This window comes from Parafrankia sp. EAN1pec (assembly GCF_000018005.1).
GTDB lineage: Bacteria > Actinomycetota > Actinomycetes > Frankiales > Frankiaceae > Parafrankia > Parafrankia soli.
In genome coordinates this window covers 7,463,098-7,479,469 of sequence record NC_009921.1, presented here as the reverse complement: position 1 = coordinate 7,479,469, position 16,372 = coordinate 7,463,098, and the positions used below count along the sequence as shown (strand labels likewise).

13 protein-coding genes are annotated in these 16,372 nt (G+C 73.1%); 11 read left to right on the top strand and 2 right to left on the bottom strand.

Annotated features, from left to right (window positions below):
* Nucleotides 1-261: 261 nt before the first annotated feature.
* The 11 genes from FRANEAN1_RS30495 (at nucleotide 262) to FRANEAN1_RS30450 (ending at nucleotide 13,949) form a co-directional block, all read left to right on the top strand.
* Nucleotides 262-1,659, top strand: coding sequence for an ATP-binding protein (locus FRANEAN1_RS30495; protein ID WP_020463568.1), 1,398 nt, complete (start codon nucleotides 262-264; stop codon nucleotides 1,657-1,659).
* A gap of 138 nt (nucleotides 1,660-1,797) precedes the next feature.
* Nucleotides 1,798-2,478, top strand: a complete 681-nt coding sequence (locus tag FRANEAN1_RS30490) for a response regulator transcription factor (RefSeq protein WP_026240240.1) — start codon at nucleotides 1,798-1,800, stop codon at nucleotides 2,476-2,478.
* A 223-nt stretch (nucleotides 2,479-2,701) separates the two neighbouring features.
* On the top strand, nucleotides 2,702-4,048 hold the full coding sequence (locus FRANEAN1_RS30485; protein WP_157472845.1) for a Ppx/GppA phosphatase family protein: 1,347 nt from the start codon (nucleotides 2,702-2,704) through the stop codon (nucleotides 4,046-4,048).
* Nucleotides 4,049-4,547: 499 nt separating this feature from the next.
* Entirely contained in the window at nucleotides 4,548-5,414 is an 867-nt protein-coding gene (locus FRANEAN1_RS30480) for a sugar phosphate isomerase/epimerase (RefSeq protein ID WP_020463566.1), read from the top strand.
* A gap of 73 nt (nucleotides 5,415-5,487) precedes the next feature.
* The gene (locus FRANEAN1_RS30475) at nucleotides 5,488-6,237 is read left to right on the top strand and encodes a class I SAM-dependent methyltransferase (protein ID WP_041254938.1); all 750 of its coding nucleotides are present in this window, start codon (nucleotides 5,488-5,490) and stop codon (nucleotides 6,235-6,237) included.
* 420 nt (nucleotides 6,238-6,657) lie between these two features.
* Nucleotides 6,658-9,036, top strand: a complete 2,379-nt coding sequence (locus FRANEAN1_RS30470; protein ID WP_157472844.1) for an acyltransferase — start codon at nucleotides 6,658-6,660, stop codon at nucleotides 9,034-9,036.
* A 94-nt stretch (nucleotides 9,037-9,130) separates the two neighbouring features.
* On the top strand, nucleotides 9,131-9,976 hold the full coding sequence (gene proC, locus FRANEAN1_RS30465; protein WP_041254937.1) for a pyrroline-5-carboxylate reductase: 846 nt from the start codon (nucleotides 9,131-9,133) through the stop codon (nucleotides 9,974-9,976).
* A 102-nt stretch (nucleotides 9,977-10,078) separates the two neighbouring features.
* Nucleotides 10,079-10,177 carry an AURKAIP1/COX24 domain-containing protein gene (locus FRANEAN1_RS39785; RefSeq protein WP_003948845.1) on the top strand — a complete coding sequence of 33 codons (99 nt, stop codon included), beginning with the start codon at nucleotides 10,079-10,081 and terminating at the stop codon, nucleotides 10,175-10,177.
* Between the two features lie 311 nt (nucleotides 10,178-10,488).
* A complete protein-coding gene (locus tag FRANEAN1_RS30460; protein WP_157472843.1) occupies nucleotides 10,489-11,325 on the top strand; it encodes an SAM-dependent chlorinase/fluorinase in 837 nt (278 codons plus the stop codon).
* 201 nt (nucleotides 11,326-11,526) lie between these two features.
* On the top strand, nucleotides 11,527-12,567 hold the full coding sequence (locus FRANEAN1_RS30455) for an NAD-dependent epimerase/dehydratase family protein (protein WP_020463561.1): 1,041 nt from the start codon (nucleotides 11,527-11,529) through the stop codon (nucleotides 12,565-12,567).
* 44 nt (nucleotides 12,568-12,611) lie between these two features.
* A complete protein-coding gene (locus FRANEAN1_RS30450) occupies nucleotides 12,612-13,949 on the top strand; it encodes a lysophospholipid acyltransferase family protein (protein WP_347176815.1) in 1,338 nt (445 codons plus the stop codon).
* 46 nt (nucleotides 13,950-13,995) lie between these two features.
* Here the strand turns inward: FRANEAN1_RS30450 and FRANEAN1_RS30445 are convergent, their stop codons facing one another.
* Both FRANEAN1_RS30445 and FRANEAN1_RS30440 read right to left on the bottom strand, forming a co-directional pair.
* Complete coding sequence (locus FRANEAN1_RS30445; protein WP_020463559.1) at nucleotides 13,996-14,880, bottom strand: HAD-IB family hydrolase; 885 nt, start codon at nucleotides 14,878-14,880, stop codon at nucleotides 13,996-13,998.
* A 293-nt stretch (nucleotides 14,881-15,173) separates the two neighbouring features.
* Nucleotides 15,174-16,079 carry a sigma-70 family RNA polymerase sigma factor gene (locus FRANEAN1_RS30440; protein WP_020463558.1) on the bottom strand — a complete coding sequence of 302 codons (906 nt, stop codon included), beginning with the start codon at nucleotides 16,077-16,079 and terminating at the stop codon, nucleotides 15,174-15,176.
* Between the last annotated feature and the right edge of the window lie 293 nt (nucleotides 16,080-16,372).

The window sequence follows — 16,372 nt, the reverse complement described above, 5'->3', positions numbered from 1 at the left end:
TGACGTCAGACGATGATGCGCAGCCGTCGCCGTCGGGTGAACATCGACGATAGGCCGGATGAACACCTGGCGACCATCGGCCGTGAACCATTGCGAGCCAAGGCGCGGACGACCTGGTGGCGCCTAACATTCGGCACGTGGGGGACAGGTCGGACGATGACATGACAACCGGTCACGTCGCGTTTCGTCGGGGTTGGCCCTGCAGGGCCGGTACGGGTGCCCTCGACGGTCGGGTCGCGGCATCGTGGAGGGGACGCGGCGATGGCACGGCGGCCTGACTCGGCTGATCGGGGCGGTGCGACGGACGCCGGCCCCCGCGGCGCGGCGGCGGCCGCCACCGGCCCGCACGCGCTGCCCGCCCACCTCGTCCGACAGGTGATCGCCGGCCTGCCCTCCGGGCTGGTGGTGGTGAACGCCGAGGACGTGGTCGTGCTGGTCAACTCCGCCGCCCGCCGGATGGGTGTCGTCGACGGTGACGAACTCAGCGTGGGCGAGGTGGCGGATCTGGTGAAGGCCTGCCGGTCCGCCGCGGCCGAGCGCAACCGCCAGCTGGACCTGCCGCCGGTGCCCGAGCCACCGCTGACCAGGGCCCGTCCGGACCAGACCGCGCTGGCCGTCTGGGCATACGCGCGCCCGCTCGGTGACAGCGGGTACGTCTCGGTCCTGCTCGACGACATCACCGACTCGCGGCGGGTCGAGGCCGTCCGGCGCGATTTCGTCGCCAACGTCAGCCACGAGCTCAAGACGCCCGTCGGGGCGCTGCACGTGCTCGCGGAGGCGGTCAGCGAGGCCAGCGAGGACCCGGTGGCCGTGCGCCGTTTCGCGTCGCGGATGACGCACGAGTCCACCCGGCTGGCCCGGCTGGTCCAGGAGATCATCGACCTCTCCCGGCTGCAGGGCGCCGAGCCGATGCCCGACCTGGCCCCGGTGCCGGTCTCGGTGGTGCTCGCGGAGGCCGTCGACCGGAACCGGTTCAGCGCGCAGGCGCAGGAGATCTCGGTCGCCGTCATCGGCGCTGGCGGGCTGCGGGTCCGCGGCGACGAGAACCAGCTGGTCACCGCCGTGGCGAACCTGCTGGACAACGCCATCAGCTACTCGCCGCGCGGCACACGGGTCGTGCTGGGAGTCCGCCAGGTCGGCGGAACAATAGAGATATCAGTCGCGGACGAGGGAATCGGCATCGCCGAGAAGGACCTGGAACGGGTCTTCGAGCGTTTCTACCGCGCCGACCCGGCGCGTTCCCGGGCGACCGGGGGAACTGGTCTCGGCCTGGCTATCGTGAAGCACATCGCGACCAACCACGGCGGTTCGGTGAGCGTGTGGAGCGCGGAGGGTCGGGGCTCGACGTTCACGCTGCGCCTGCCCTCCGGTACCGACGATCCCAAGGCGGCCGGGTCCGAAACAGGCCGCTCCGAAACAGGCCGTGCGGGGAAGTCCGGCGGCACGGTCGAGCCTGGTGGCGCGGCGCCGTCGCGGCCGAGCGGTGTCGTTCCGTTGCGGCCGCCAGTCGATGCACCCGATCTCGCCGATTCCGCGTCGCGGGGCCCGGTCCTGGCGGAAACTGTGCACGAATCAACTGGTCGCACCCGGCCGGCGGCGGCCGCTCCGGTCGCGTCCGAGAATTCCTCCGGAACCGGCCCCGGCGGCCCCGGAGCATGATCCGGAGCCGGTATTCCAACCGGCTTTTCAGCGGTGGCCCCTGTTCCCGGCACCGGCCGTAAAACGGTGTGACACCGCGCGGTGAAACATTTCGTCCCCGGAGATCCCGGCGGACGCGGGAGTACAGGGAGCGTGACGGTGACCAGGCTGCTCGTGGTCGAGGACGAGGAGTCCTTCTCCGATGCGTTGTCGTTCATGTTGGAACGCGAGGGGTTCGAGGTCGCCGTCGTCGGTGACGGGCCCAGCGCGCTGGCCGAGTTCGACCGGCACGGTGCCGACCTGATCCTGCTCGACCTCATGCTCCCCGGCCTGTCCGGGACGGAGGTCTGTCGCACGCTGCGTGCCCGCTCGACCGTGCCTGTGATCATGCTCACCGCCCGGGACAGCGAGATCGACAAGGTGGTCGGCCTCGAGCTGGGCGCCGACGACTACGTGACGAAGCCGTTCTCGGCCCGCGAGCTCGTCGCCCGGATCCGCGCCGTCCTGCGCCGCCGGGTGGAGACCGAGGAGGTGTCCGACGCCACCCTGGAGGTCGGCCGGGTGCGGATGGACGTCGAGCGGCATGTCGTCACCGTCGACGGCAGCCAGGTCGCGCTGCCGCTCAAGGAGTTCGAGCTGCTGGAGATGTTCCTGCGCAACGCGGGCCGGGTGCTCACCCGCGGCCAGCTGATCGACCGGGTCTGGGGGTCGGACTACGTCGGCGACACCAAGACGCTCGACGTCCATGTGAAGCGCCTGCGCACCAAGATCGAGGCCGAGCCGGGGGCGCCGCGGCACCTGGTGACGGTGCGTGGTCTGGGTTACAAGTTCGAGCCCTGACCGGCTCCCGCCCCCCACTGGCCGGCTGACGTGGTCGGAAGCGGCACTAGGTTGGATGGGCGCCCGGGACGGACGGATTCCGGGGCAGGCCACGCGCGGCCTCCCGGTCACGGGGCGTCGGCGGCGGCATACACAGGGGGGTGACCAGTCCGGTGACGAGCGGTCGTAGGACGGGCCGTCGCGGGGCCATCGGTCGGATGGCGATCCGGGCGGGTGACCGGCGGTGCGGTTGAGACCGGCGCTGGCGCGCCGGGGACCGGGCGGAGGTGTCCCGGTTAACAGGGCCGGCGCCGACCAGTCCGGCGCTGTTGAGCTCGGCGCTGTCGAGACCAGCGCTGTCGAGGCCAGCGCTGTCGAGGCCGGGGCGGACGCGACCGGCGTGAACGAAGCAGTCGCGGACATCATCGGCCCGGGCGCGGCCGGTGCTGACTCGGCTGGTGCTGACTCGGCTGGTGCCGACACCGCTCGCGCCGGCACCGGCGGCCAGGCTCCGCGGAGCGGCGACGATGGTGCGCTGCGTGAGCTGGAGCGTGGCCTGCGGCCCACCGCCCCGGCCGCGGACAACCGGGTCGCGGCGCCTCCCGGTCATCCGCACGGCCCGATGCGCCTCGGTGTGATCGACATCGGGTCGAACACCGTCCACCTGCTGGTGGTGGACGCGCACCGGGGCGGCCAGCCGCAGCCGGCGGCGAGCGTGCGGGTGCCGTTGCGTCTGGTCGAGCTGCTCGACGACGACGGGCGGTTGGCCGAGCGTGGTGAACAGGCGCTGACCGACTGCATCCAGCAGCTGCGGGCGCACGCCCAGGACCTGCACGTGGTCGACCTGGTCGCCTTCGCCACGTCAGCCGTCCGGGAGGCCCCGGACGGGGACGAGGTGCTGACGCGGGTACGCGCCGACACCGGGCTGGAGGTCGCCGTCCTGCCGGGTGAGGCCGAGGCGCGGCTCACCTTCCTGGCGGTGCGCCGGTGGTTCGGCTGGAGCGCGGGACGGTTGCTCGCGCTCGACATCGGCGGCGGCTCGCTGGAGATCGGCGCGGGCATGCACGAGGACCCCGAGGTCGTCGCCTCCCTCCCGCTCGGCGCGAGCCGGCTGACCAGGGACTGGCTCAGCGAGAACGACCCGCCCAAGCGTTCGGAGCTCAACGCGCTGCGCCGCTATGTCCGGGCGCAGATCGCGCCGGTCGTCGGGTCGCTGTACCACGTGGGCGAGCCGACCCGGGCGGTGGCGACGTCCAAGACTTTCCGCTCGCTGGCCCGTGTCTCCGGCGCCGCGCCCTACGGCCGCGGGCCGTACGTGCGGCGGGTCCTGCGCCGGGAGGACCTCGTGGAGGTGGCCGCGCGGGTGTGCCGGATGTCGGCCGCCGAGCGCGCGGCGCTGCCGGGTGTCTCCGCGTCGCGGGCCAGTCAGCTGGTCGCGGGCGCCGTCGTGGCGGCCGAGGCGCTGGATCTGTTCAACCTCGAGGAGGTGGAGATCTGCCCCTGGGCGCTGCGCGAGGGGGTGATCCTGCGCCGGCTCGACCTGCTGACCTCGGGACTGGACGGCCCGCGTTCACTTCCACCGGCGCGGTAGCGATGACTTGCGTCACTGTGTGGTCTCGTCGCCGGCGATTCTGAACGCGGGAGCGCCGTGGGCGCGGGGCCGGTCATCCGCCGGACACCCGCCCCGCACCACTGGTCCTGCCGTCGCGCCGCTGGTCCGGTTACCGGGCCCGGGCCCGCGGGCGGCACCGCTGGGCCTGTCCGGCGATGCGTTCCGCCTCCTGGCGGAGCAAAGGCCCGGGAGGCGGCGCGCCGGGTATGGCCTAGCCTGGATGACGGGGCCGGTTCCTCACCGGTCCGGGACGGGTCCGGTCACAACAGGCGTCCGGCCGTTCGGCCGCCGAGATCCTGATACGGGAGCCGAAGTGCAGCAACGCGGTGCCAGGAGGCGGCCGGTGGCGCCGGCGCCGCCGCCGGCGGGGTCCTCGTCGGCGACGCCTCCGCCAACGCCATCTCCGTCAGCGGGCGCTTCACCAACAGCATCTTCGCCAGCGGTGCCTCCGTCTGCGGCGGCGGCGTCGCCGTCCGGCATGGTCGTCACCCCGCGGCTCGGGGCGCCGGCCGGCCCACCCGCCGCCGGGTCCCAGCCGGTGGGCGGTGGGCTGGTGGCGCTCTCCACGGCGTCCACCTACCCGGAGTCGACGGCGACCGCCTTCGAGATGGCGGCGCGGCTCGGCTACGACGGCGTCGAGATCATGGTCTGGACGGACCCGGTCAGCCAGGACCCGCAGGCACTGCGCCGGCTCCGTGACTACCACGGCATCCCCATCCTGGCCGTGCACGCGCCGTGCCTGCTGCTGACGCAGCGGGTGTGGGGGACGGACCCGTGGGCGAAACTCGAGCGCGCGCGGGCGGCGGCGGAGACCCTCGAGGCGCCCACGGTCGTCGTTCATCCACCGTTCCGGTGGCAGCGCGACTACGCCCGCGAGTTCGTCGCCGGCATCCACCGGATGGCCGGCGAGACGGACGTCCGCTTCGCGGTGGAGAACATGTTCCCGCTGCGTGCCCGGGGCCGGGAGGTCTCGGCCTACGCCCCCGACTGGTCGCCGATCGACGACGGCTACCGGCACGTCACGCTGGATCTCTCCCACACCAGCGTCTCCCGGTCGGATGCGCTGCTGATGGCGGACGAGCTCGGTGACCGGCTCGCGCACATCCACATGGCGGACGGCACGGGGCTGGCGAAGGACGAGCACCTGGTGCCCGGCCGCGGCACGCAGCCCTGCGCCGAGCTGCTGGAGCGCCTCGCGGTGAACGGGTTCGACGGCACGGTCGTCGTCGAGATCAACACCAGGCGCGCGGAGTCGCGCGACCAGCGTGAGGCCGACCTCGCCGAGGCGCTGGCCTTCACCCGGCTCAACCTCGCCGCTCCGGCCGGAGTCGTCCCGGTTCCCTGACGAGGGCCTTACCGTCCGGTGGGGTAAACCACTGTCAGTGGCGGAGTTGCCGCGTAGGGGCCACTATCGGGGCGTGTCCCCTGGATCACTCTTCGACCCGTTGGCCGACGCGTACGACCAGGCCCGGCCGGGCTACCCGGACCAGCTTTTCGCCGATCTGGAACTGCTCGCCGACCGGCCCGTCGCCGGCGCCGGCGTGGTCGACGTGGGCGCGGGCACGGGGATCGCCACCAGGGCCATGATCTCCCGGGGTGCCTCCGTCCTGCCTGTCGAGCTGGGCCCGGTGATGCTCGACCGGCTGCGGCAGCGGACCCCGGACCTGCCCGTCGTGCGGGGCGACGGGGAGGCGCTGCCGCTCCGGAGCGCGTCGGCGGACCTGGTCACCTACGCCCAGGCCTGGCACTGGGTGCGGGTGCCGGTGGCGGCGGCGGAGGCGGCCCGGGTGCTTCGCTCCGGCGGAGCGCTCGCCGCGTGGTGGAACGACGTCGACGCCGACGACTTCCACTGGTACCAGCGCCAGCAGGACCGCCTCGAGGCGATGAGCCCCGGCTACACCAGGGAGTACCGCAACCGGCCGTTCGCCGACGAGCTGCGTTGGACGGGGCTGTTCGCCGAGGTGGCGACGGTGACCTGCCGGTGGCACCGGGAGCTGGACATCGACCTCTACGAGACGTGGCTGCGCTCGAAGTCGTACGTCGCCGCGATCGGTGACCGGCTCGAGGACTTCCTCGCGGCCGAGCGCCGCTCTCTGCTGCGCTCGTTCCCCGACGGTCGGATCGTCGAGCCGTTCCGGACGATGCTGGTCGTCGCGCGCGTCCCCTGAACCGCCGACCGATCGTGATGCCGGCGCGGATCCGCCGGTGATGTTCGCGAGGTGCTTTCGCGCAGGTAGCGGCGTCGTGATGCTCCCTTGGCGCCGGGCGGTCGGGCCGTTGGCGGATACCTCTCGTAATCGTCCAACTCCTTTCGGATCCTTTAGAAACGTGTCAGGAGTATGCGACTGGAAGTCTGATAAGGGGCTTCCGCTATCGTCGTGCGCGTTCGTGGGGTTCTGACCGACTCGCCCGTGTCGTCGCATGGCCGGGTGCGCCGGTCTTGATCCCGGTCGGCGGGGGTCGGGCACGGCGGGACGGCCCGCGGCCGGACGGCGGTCCAGGGGTCTGCCGGGTGCTCGCACCCGGTCGCCACGTGCGTCCCTGGCTGGAGGAGGGGACGCACGATCGTGAGAGCCGGTTCGCTTCCGATGACCGACGGCCCGCCGGGGGCGGCCAGGCGGGCGAAGCCCACCCCGCGCCCGCCGGCCGGGCCAGCCGAGACCCGGCAGCCCACCGACGCGGAGGCGACGGCGGCGGCGAAGTTCGCCTACAACCCGGCGCTCGACGGTCTGCGCGTGATCTGCATCTACATCATCCTCGCCGGTCACATGGGCGCCATCCACGCCAGCAACGTGGCCGTCGACATGTTCTGCGTGCTCAGCGGGTTCCTGATCACGACCCTGCTGCTGGCCGAGCAGGCCCGCACGGGCACCGTCTCGATCGGGCGCTTCCTCGTCCGGCGTGCGTACAAGCTGATGCCGGTGATGTGGGTCTACCTTCTGGTCGGCCTGGCCATCACGGTCGCCTTCAAGTGGGATGACATCCCATACCGTGACGACTACATCAAGAGCGCCCTCTCGACGTTCCTCAACGTCAACAACTGGTACAAGGTCGAGAACCCGCTGGGCGGCGGGCGCTGGCTGGCCCACGTCTGGTCGTTGTCGATGGAGGAGCAGTTCTACCTGGTCTGGCCGTGGGTCTTCCTGCTCTTCGTCCGCTCCGCGCGGCTGCGCCCGTACCTGTTGACGTTCCTGATCGCCTCGATCGGCCTGATCATGGGCTGGACGTACATGATGGCCGCCAACGGGGCCCCGCGCAGCCGGGTCTACCTCGCGCCCGACACCCACATCGCCCCGCTGCTCATCGGCTGCCTCGTCGCGGTCTGGCGGGACAACCGGCTGCGCGCGCTGGCGACCCCGGTGGTCCGCGACAGGAAGGACGGCGACAGGAAGGACGGCGGCGGGAAGGGCGACGGTAAGAAGGCCGCGACCGGAGCTCACTCCGCGGCGACCGCCGCCGCCGTCGAACGCTGGACGAGCGGACGGCGACTGGCCGCCCTCGGCCTTCCCGCCGGCATCGTGCTGTTCCTGCTGGCCTTCCTCGGGCCGAACAAGGATCTCCCGGAACCGAACTGGATCGACTACGGGGCCTACGTGCCGAGCGCGGCCCTGGGCGCGTTGCTGATCATCGGCGCCGACGTCAACCGGGACGCCCGGTGGGTGCGGCTGCTCGGCTCGCCGAAGATGGCCTGGACCGGAAAGATCACCTACAGCATCTACCTGTGGCACTACCCGTTCATCTCGGCCGCCGCCGGCCAGCTCGTGCCGCGGATCGGGCTCTGGCCGTCGGTGGTCGTCGCCGCAGTCTGCACCACGATCACGGCCTACTTCTCGAACCGCTTCATCGAGAAGCCGGTCATAGCGCGCCGTCCGAAGTGGGCGGACACCCCGCGTGGCCCGGCCCGCCCCGCCGCCGGCGCGGGCCCGGCGGGGGCCCCCGCCCAGGCGCCGGCCAAGGCCGGCCCGCGGGAGCCGCGGGAGCGGGACCTGTCCGAGCTGCCCGAGCTGGAGCCGGTGCTCGCCGGTGTCGGCACGAGCGCCGCCGACGCCGAGCAGGCGGACGGGCGCGGTGGCCGGGCCGGCGCCCCGCCCCGGCCGGGAGACTGGTTGGACAGCGACGTCGACTGGGTGGACGAGGGTTACCCGGGCCGCGGCGGCCCGGCCGGGCACGGGCCGGCCCGGTCCGGCTACTCCCACGATCCGGATTCGCAGCCGATGCCGGCCGTTCCGCGCCCGAGCGGGCCCCGGGCCGGCGAGGTGGTCTACGACCGCGCCGACGGGCCACCCGTGTACGAACACGGGCCGGCGGTGGGCGCTACGCACGCCGGCGGGTTCGAGCCGACCCCCATCCCGGACTGGGCGGCCTACCCGGCCCTCAACCGCGGCCCCGGATCGGCCGCGGACGCGGGCCCGGCCATGGGTGCTCCCCGGCAGGGGCCGGCGGCGTCGATGGGCGGCGACACCATGAACCTCCACCTTCCCTCGACGTTCGACCCCGGCGCGCCCCCTGCCCACGGGACCGGCCCGCGGGCCGGGCACGACCGCCCCGGCCGTCCGGCCGATCCCGCCGAGCCCGGCCGCCTGCCCGGGGTCGCCCATCCGGCCGGCCACCGGCCCGGCCCGGCACCCGGCCACGCGCCCGCGTACGCCCACGGCCAGGCCCTGGGCCACGTGCCGGGCCACGGTCACGTGCCGGGGCCCGGTCATGCGCCGGCGTATGGCCACGGCTCGGGGAACGGTCATGGCCCGGGGAACGGCCACGGCCCGGCATACGGGCGGGGGCCCGGGGAGAGCAGGGGTCCCGGGCGTGACCAGGGCCTCGACCGTCTCGACGGAGCCGGGCACGGCCCCGCAGACCACGCCGGGGACCACGTGCTCGAGCCCGTCCGGGATCCGCGCGCCGGGCGGGAGCCCGCCGAGCCCGACCCGCTGTTCGGGCCGGTCCCGGGCGCGGGGCGCGACTGGTGAGAGCGGTGGGACGTCCCGAGCAGCCCGGGTCATAACCTTCATCGGCGTGGTCGCCGTCGGATGCGGTGGGCACCGGAGCGAAGGGAAGTGTTCGGTGGTGGGTTCGAGCGTTGTCGCGATCGTCGGGGCCGGCCGGCTCGGCGGCGCCCTGATGTCCGGGCTGCTGCGGGCGGGGCGGACGCCGTCCGAGGTCGTCGCGGCCGAGCGCGACCCGGGCCGGGCCGCCGAGATCACCCGGCGGTACGGCGTCGAGGTGGTGGATCCCGCCACCGCGGCGGCGAAGGCCGGTGTCGTCGTCCTGGCGACCAAGCCGCAGGACATGGGCACGGTCCTCGCCCAGCTCGCTCCGCACGTCGCGCCCGGGGCGCTGGTCGTCTCAGTGGCGGCCGGGATCACCTCGGCGTTCGTCGCCGAGCGGCTGGCACCAGGCACCCCTGTCGTGCGGGTGATGACGAACACGCCGCTGCTCGTCGGCGAGGCGATGTCCGCGGTGTGCGCCGGGCCCGGCGCCGGCGACGAGCACGTCGCCGCGGTCGAGGAGATGCTCCGCCCGGTCGGTCGCGTCGTCCGGGTGACGGAGACCCAGCTTGACGCGGTCACGGCCCTGTCGGGCAGCGGCCCGGCCTATTTCTTCTACCTGATCGAGGCGATGATCGAGGGCGGTGTGCTGCTGGGCCTGCCGCGCGCGCTGGCGGCCGAGCTCGTCGTGCAGACCGCCGCCGGATCCGCGCGCATGCTGCGCGACCCCGGTGCCGGCGACTCGGATGGCGCGGGTGGGGCCGCGGGCGAGCACCCGTCGCTGCTGCGGGAGGCGGTCACCTCGCCCGGCGGGACGACCGTGGCCGCGCTGCGGCAGCTCGACCGCGGCGGGGTACGGGCGGCCGTCCTCGACGCGGTCGTGGCGGCGTGGACGCGTTCCCGGGAACTCGGCGCGTCCTAGCGCCGTCCCGGCACCGGCCGGGATCCGCACCGGTCGTCTTGCCGGGGGGTTCCGGCGGGTAGGCTCGCTCGGAAAAACCTCGTCAACAGATCGGTCGGGTACGTGGGTTCCGTAATCAAGAAGCGTCGCAAGCGTATGGCCAAGAAGAAGCACCGCAAGCTGCTCAAGCGGACGCGAGTCCAGCGCCGTAACAAGAAGTAGCGGCGGCGGGCCGGCGGACGCCGGGGCGGCACGGATCAAGGGGCGCGGATCCCGGACGTGCCGCCGCGTCGTCGGCGGGTCCCTTCCGGCTGCCACGGTTCCCATCGTCAGGCCACGGTTCCCGCGGTCAGGCCCGCTCACGTCGGCCCGCTGCGGCCGCTGTCCCGGCCCGGGCGGCCGAGTAACAGACCTGTTTCGCGCTGTGTGCTCGTCCATGCGGTTCTGGTGACCGTATGGCAGGCTGGTTGCACGGTCGGCAACGACGCCGTCCGGGCGCAGGGGGTCACATGGGCAGCGCGTGGATCACATTCATGTCCGACTACGGAGTTGACGGCGCCTGCGTCGGCGTCTGTCACGGGATCATCGCCCGGCACGCGCCGGACGCCCGGGTCATCGACCTGTGCCACTCGATCGCGCCGCAGGACATCGGCCAGGCGGCCGTGACGCTGGTCGGCGCGGTCGGCTACCTGCCGAGGGGAATCCACCTCGTGGTCGTCGAGCAGCTCGACGCCAGCGGCTACACCCGCGGTGTCGTCGCCCGCGCCGCGGACGGATCGACGTTCGTCGCCCCGGACAACGGCGTCGCCTCGCTGGGCTGGGAGGCCCTGGGCGGCGTCGAGGAGGCCTACGAGATCTCCAACCCGGACCTCTGGCTCCCGCTGCCCACCGCCGTCTTCCGCGGCCGTGACGTCTACGCGCCGGTCGTGGCGCGGCTCGCGACGGGCCTGCCTCCGGCTGACGTCGGCCCCAGGATCGACCCGGGGGAGCTGGTCGTCGTGGAGCCACGGGTGTGCCACGTGGACGACGACCACGTCCACGGCGAGGTGGTCTCGGTGGACCACTTCGGGAACCTCTCGTTGAACATGACCAGGGCCGAGCTCGAGGCCGCCGGCATCCTGCTCGGGGACAGGGTGGAGGTGCGCGCCGACGGTCGGCTGCTCACCATGCCCTTCGCGCACACCTACGGCGAGGTCCCGCCCGGCGAGATCGCGCTCTGCGAGGACGCGCTGCGCCAGGTCATGATCGCGGTGAACTGCGGCCGGGCGGCCGAGGTGCTGCGCCTGCGGCGCGGCGACGCCGTCGTCGTCGCCCAGGTCCCCCGGGACGGCGCCCGGATCCCGGTGAGCGCGGTGCGTGGGCTCGCCTGACGCCGGAGCGTGGTGCGCGAGCGGGTCTGACACGACTGGCATCCCGTGTCGTGCGTCGCCCGACCGCAGTCTTGCTACTCTCCGTAGCCGTTCATGCGCGTCGATGTGACGCTACGCAGCGATGAGGGTGGTGCGCGGCGTACGATGACCCCGCGAGGCCGGCCGCTGGCCGAGTCGGTAGGTCATGCCGGGGAGGCGACCATGAGGCCACGTCGCGTGCTTGTGACAGGGGTGTCGCGTCCGCTGGGCGCCGAGGTCGCTGCCGCACTCGCCGCCGACCCCGAGATCGTCGATGTGGTCGGGGTCGACACCATCGCCCCGACGGCGGATCTCGGCCGGACCCAGTTCGTCCGGGTGGACATCCGAAACCCGCTGATCGCGAAGGTCATCTCCACCGCCGCCATCGACACCGTCCTGCATCTGAGTGTGCTCGCCACGCCGCTCGGCGCCGGCGGGCGCACGGCGATGAAGGAGATCAACGTCATCGGGACGATGCAGCTCCTCGCCGCCTGCCAGAAGACCCCCGGGGTGAAGAAACTGGTGGTGAAGTCGACGACGTCGATCTACGGCTCGTCGCCGCGCGACCCCGCGCTGTTCACCGAGGAGATGGAACCGCGCGGCCTTCCCGGCGGCGGTTACGCCAAGGATGCCGTCGAGGTCGAGGGGTACGTCCGAGGCTTCGGCCGGAGGCGCCCCGACATCGCGGTGACGGTGCTGCGCCTGGCGAACGTGCTCGGCCCGCGAGTGGACAGCCCGCTCGCGCGGTACCTCGACCTTCCGCTGGTCCCGACGGTCCTCGGCTTCGACCCACGGATTCAGCTGCTGCACTCCGACGACGCGATGGCGGTACTCCTGAAGGCCACCCGGGAGACCCACGCCGGCACCTTCAACGTGGCCGGGGACGGCGTGCTCCTGCTCTCGCAGGCGATCCGGCGGGCCGGGCGGCCGGCGCTGCCAGTGCCCTTCCCCGCGATCGGGTCGTTGGGCAACATCGCCCGCCGGCTGCGGCTCGTCGACTTCTCCTCCGAGCAGCTCGGGTTCCTCGCGCACGGGCGCGCGGTGGACACCACCAAGCTCAAAGAGGTGTTCGGATACGTTCCTCAGTACACGACCGTCGCGACGTTCGACAGTTTCGTTCAGGACCGCGGACTGCGGTTCACCATCGACCACGAGCTGGTCTCGCGGGTGGAGCACGGCCTTCAGGGCGCGCTCGCCCGACGCCGGCTGCTCGGCACGTCCTGATGGGCGAGCGGGACACCAGCTCGCGGAGAGGGGCCGACGTGCCGATGCCACCGGATGGACGCGCCGGTCCCCCGGGGGCGGCCGGTCCGCCGCCGCCGCGACCCGAGGGGACCAGGCGCTCGCCCAACGGGACGAGCGCGCGCGCGACCGGCGCCGCGAGTCGGACGGTCCGGCCTGGTTCCGGACGATCCGGTTCCAGCCGGGCCGGCTCCGGCACCGGCAGCCAGCGCGAGCCCGGAACGCGGACGGGCCTCGACGGCCTCGATGACCTGGCCGCCCTCCCCGGCCGGGAAGGTACCGGTGCTCTGAACGGCTCGAGCGGCCCGAACGGCGCCGACCATCCAGGCGGTGCTGACGCCGCCGGCCGTTCTCGCGGTGCCGACGGTGCCGACGGTGCCGACCGTTCACGTGATGCGGGCGGTCCGGGCAGCGCCGGCACCGGCGCTGCCCGGACCGCCCCTGGCGGCAAGGCGGGCTCTGGTAGCGGCGCGGATCCTGGTGGCGAGGCGGTCGGGCCGCCGGCCGAGCCGGTCGCGGACGCCGGTGAGCTGGAGCGGGTGCTCGCCGAGCTGCTCGCCTTCCTGCGGCGCCGCATCACCGGGGACTACACGGTGGACGAGCATGGCTTCGACCCCGACCTGACCGAGCACATCGTGGCGCCGCTGCTGCGCCCGATCTACCGGAGCTACTTCCGGGTCGAGACCCGGGGCCTGGAGAACATCCCGGACAAGGGCGGGGCGCTCGTCGTCTCGAACCACTCGGGGACGGTACCCCTCGACGCGCTGATGACCGCCCTGGCGATTCTCGACCACCACCCGGCCCACCGTCACCTGCGGATGCTGGCCGCGGACCTGGTGTTCGCCCTGCCGTTCCTCGCGCCGTTGGCCCGCAAGACCGGCAACACCCTCGCCTGCCAGGCGGACGCCGAGCGTCTGCTGGGAGCGGGGCATCTGGTCGGGGTGTGGCCGGAGGGCTTCAAGGGCATCGGCAAGCCGTTCAGCGACCGCTACAAGCTCCAGCGGTTCGGCCGCGGCGGGTTCGTCTCCGCGGCGCTGCGCACCGGGGTGCCGATCGTCCCGTGCACGGTCGTGGGCGCCGAGGAGATCTACCCGATGGTCGGCAACGCCAGGACGCTGGCGCGGCTGCTGGGGCTGCCCTACCTCCCGATCACGCCGACCTTCCCCTGGCTGGGGCTGCTGGGGCTCATCCCGCTGCCGAGCAAGTGGATCATCGAGTTCGGTGAGCCGGTGGATACCACCGAGTACACGCAGGCCGCGGCCGAGGACCCGATGCTCGTCTTTGAGCTCACCGACCGCATCCGCGAGACGATCCAGCACACGCTGTACGGCCTGCTGATGCAGCGCCGCTCGGTGTTCTTCTGATCGCCGCGGCCCGACGGCCTCCGCCGGGCCGGCGTCATCCTGACCATCAGGTTCCGCCGTAGCGGCGGCGCAGCGCCATGCCGGCAGCGACGCCGCCGCCGAGGGCACCGATCCCGGCGGCCGTCGGGATGCCGATCTTGGCCGCCTTGCGGGCCGTCCGGAAGTCCTTGATCAGCCAGCCGCGCTCCTTGGCGACGGCGCGCAGGTCCGGGTCCGGGTTGATGGCCACGGGATGGCCGACGAGGGAGAGCATCGGCAGGTCGTTCACCGAGTCGGAGTAGGCCCAGCAGCGGGACAGGTCGAGGCCCTCCCGTTCGGCCAGCGCCTGCACGGCCGCGCCCTTGGCCGGCCCGTGCAGCGGCTCCCCGACGAGGTGCCCCGTGTACTTGCCGTCCGCCACCTCGCTGACGGTGCCCAGCGCGCCGGTGAGGCTCAGCCGGCGGGCGATGATCGAGGCGAGTTCCACCGGGGTGGCGGTGACCAGCCACACCCGCTGCCCGGCGTCGAGGTGCTGCTGGGCCAGGGCGTGCGTGCCCGAGTAGATCTGCTGGGCCATCCGCTCGTCGTAGATCTCCTCGCCGTAACGGACGATGTCCGTGACGCTGCGTCCGGCGACGAACGCCAGGGCCGCCTCCCGGGCGTCCCGCATCCCGTTCGGGTCCTCCAGGCCGCGCAGCCGGTAGCTGACGTGCTGCCAGCCGAACTTCAGCAGGTCACGGGAGTCGAAGAAGTCGCGGGCGGCCAGCCCGCGGGCGAAGTAGAAGATGGACGCGCCGGCCATCATCGTGTTGTCGACGTCGAAGAAGGCAGCGGCGGACTCGTCCGGCGGGGCCTTGGCCACTTCCTCGGCGGCCACCTTCAGCGCGGCCGTAGCCGCCGCCTCCGCGGCCTCGCGGCCACCCAGGTGATCCTTGCGTCGTCGCACTCTCATGGTCATCTCCGTGCCGGTCCGGTCGCCGTCGCCGGTGGCCGACCGGCACGGTCCTGGCCACGCCCGCCGACATCCGGAGCGAATCTGGTTGCCCGGCCGCGTCGAGTGCCGCGCCGTGTGGTCAGCCTACGACCCGCGGCGCCGCCGGGACCGCATGGTGGGCCATCCGCGGTCAGTCGGCGCGAACAGTCAGTTGGCGCGAACAGTCAGTCGACGCGAATGGTCTCAGCTGGTGCGAATGGTCAGCCGATGCGAATGGTCAGCCGATGTGGCTGGTCAGTCGATGTGGCTGGTCAGTCGGTGCGCGCCGTGGGCAGATGCCGGGCCAGCGTCCGCACGGCCCGTAGCTGCAGCGCACGCACCGCGCCCTCCTTCTTGTTCATCGCCCGCGCGGTCTCCCGGACGGACAGCCCCTCGAGGAACCGCAGCGTCACGCACTCCCGCTGCTCCGGCCCGAGTGTTCCCAGCGCCTCGAGCACCTCGCGGATGTCCAGCGCGGCCAGCACCGCGTCCTCCGGGCCGGGAACGGCGGCGCCCGCGCCCGGGTGGCCGTCCGCGGCCGCGAGCAGGTCGGCGGTCGGAAACTCCAGCCGGGCCCGGCCCGAGCGGGCGAGGTCCACGATGTGGTTGCGGGCGATGGTGACCAGCCAGGCCCCGATGTCGCGGCCCTGCCACTCGAAGGTCGAGATCCGGGTCAGCGCCCGTAGGAACGTCTCGGAGACCACGTCCTCGGCCACCGCGCGGTTGCCGCCGACGCGGTAGTAGGCGTAGCGGTAGAGGAACTCGGCGTACCGGTCGTAGATGAGGCCGAAGGCCTCCCGCTCCCCGCGGATCGCCCGACCGACGAGATCGGCGTCCCTGCGCGGGTCGGGCATGCCCAGACCGTCCGCGGGACCGTCGGTGAAGGGACGGACGTCCTCCGTGCGCGGCCCGGCCGGCTCGACCCGGATGGAGTGAGCGGTCGCTGTCCGGGCGGTGGCCATCGCGGCGCCCAGCAGCACCGGGAGCACGCCGAGCAGCCCTGCCCGGCGGGCGCGGGCGATCTCCGCGCGCAGGGTGGCGACGCCGACGGCCAGCGGCTCGTCGAACTGGGATGGCGCCGCCGTGGCAGGGGCCCACCGCGCCGCGGCCGGGGCGAGTGCCCACCGTGGCGCCGCCGGTGCCGCGGGCAGGGTGGCCGGTGCCGCGGGCAGGCGCATGCGGGCTCCCGAACATGGACGTCGCGGGCGGTCGCGATCTTCGCGGGCGAGGGGCGGGGCCGGGTCACTGCCGTGGTGCTCTGGTGACCTGCCGTCGTGTCGCGGTGACCTGGTGTGTTGGCCTGGTGGCGCGTGGTACTTCGGTGCCGGCCGCGGTACGGAGGATGGCCGGACAACGACTCCACCATAGTCGCCGAGTAGCTGGCTGTAGCCGGTTGGCTGACGGTGGGGACCGGGAACCGTACCGTGAGCCCGGTTACCGGCGACCGTCGGGGCGGCCCCGCAGGGGCGGT

Coding starts and splice junctions, on each gene's coding strand:
- FRANEAN1_RS30495 (WP_020463568.1), top strand. CDS start 262: ATGGCACGGCGGCCTGACTCGGCTGATCGGGGCGGTGCGACGGACGCC.
- FRANEAN1_RS30480 (WP_020463566.1), top strand. CDS start 4,548: ATGGTCGTCACCCCGCGGCTCGGGGCGCCGGCCGGCCCACCCGCCGCC.
- FRANEAN1_RS30470 (WP_157472844.1), top strand. CDS start 6,658: ATGACCGACGGCCCGCCGGGGGCGGCCAGGCGGGCGAAGCCCACCCCG.
- FRANEAN1_RS30460 (WP_157472843.1), top strand. CDS start 10,489: ATGTCCGACTACGGAGTTGACGGCGCCTGCGTCGGCGTCTGTCACGGG.
- FRANEAN1_RS30455 (WP_020463561.1), top strand. CDS start 11,527: ATGAGGCCACGTCGCGTGCTTGTGACAGGGGTGTCGCGTCCGCTGGGC.
- FRANEAN1_RS30450 (WP_347176815.1), top strand. CDS start 12,612: ATGCCACCGGATGGACGCGCCGGTCCCCCGGGGGCGGCCGGTCCGCCG.
- FRANEAN1_RS30445 (WP_020463559.1), bottom strand. CDS start 14,880: ATGAGAGTGCGACGACGCAAGGATCACCTGGGTGGCCGCGAGGCCGCG.
- FRANEAN1_RS30440 (WP_020463558.1), bottom strand. CDS start 16,079: ATGCGCCTGCCCGCGGCACCGGCCACCCTGCCCGCGGCACCGGCGGCG.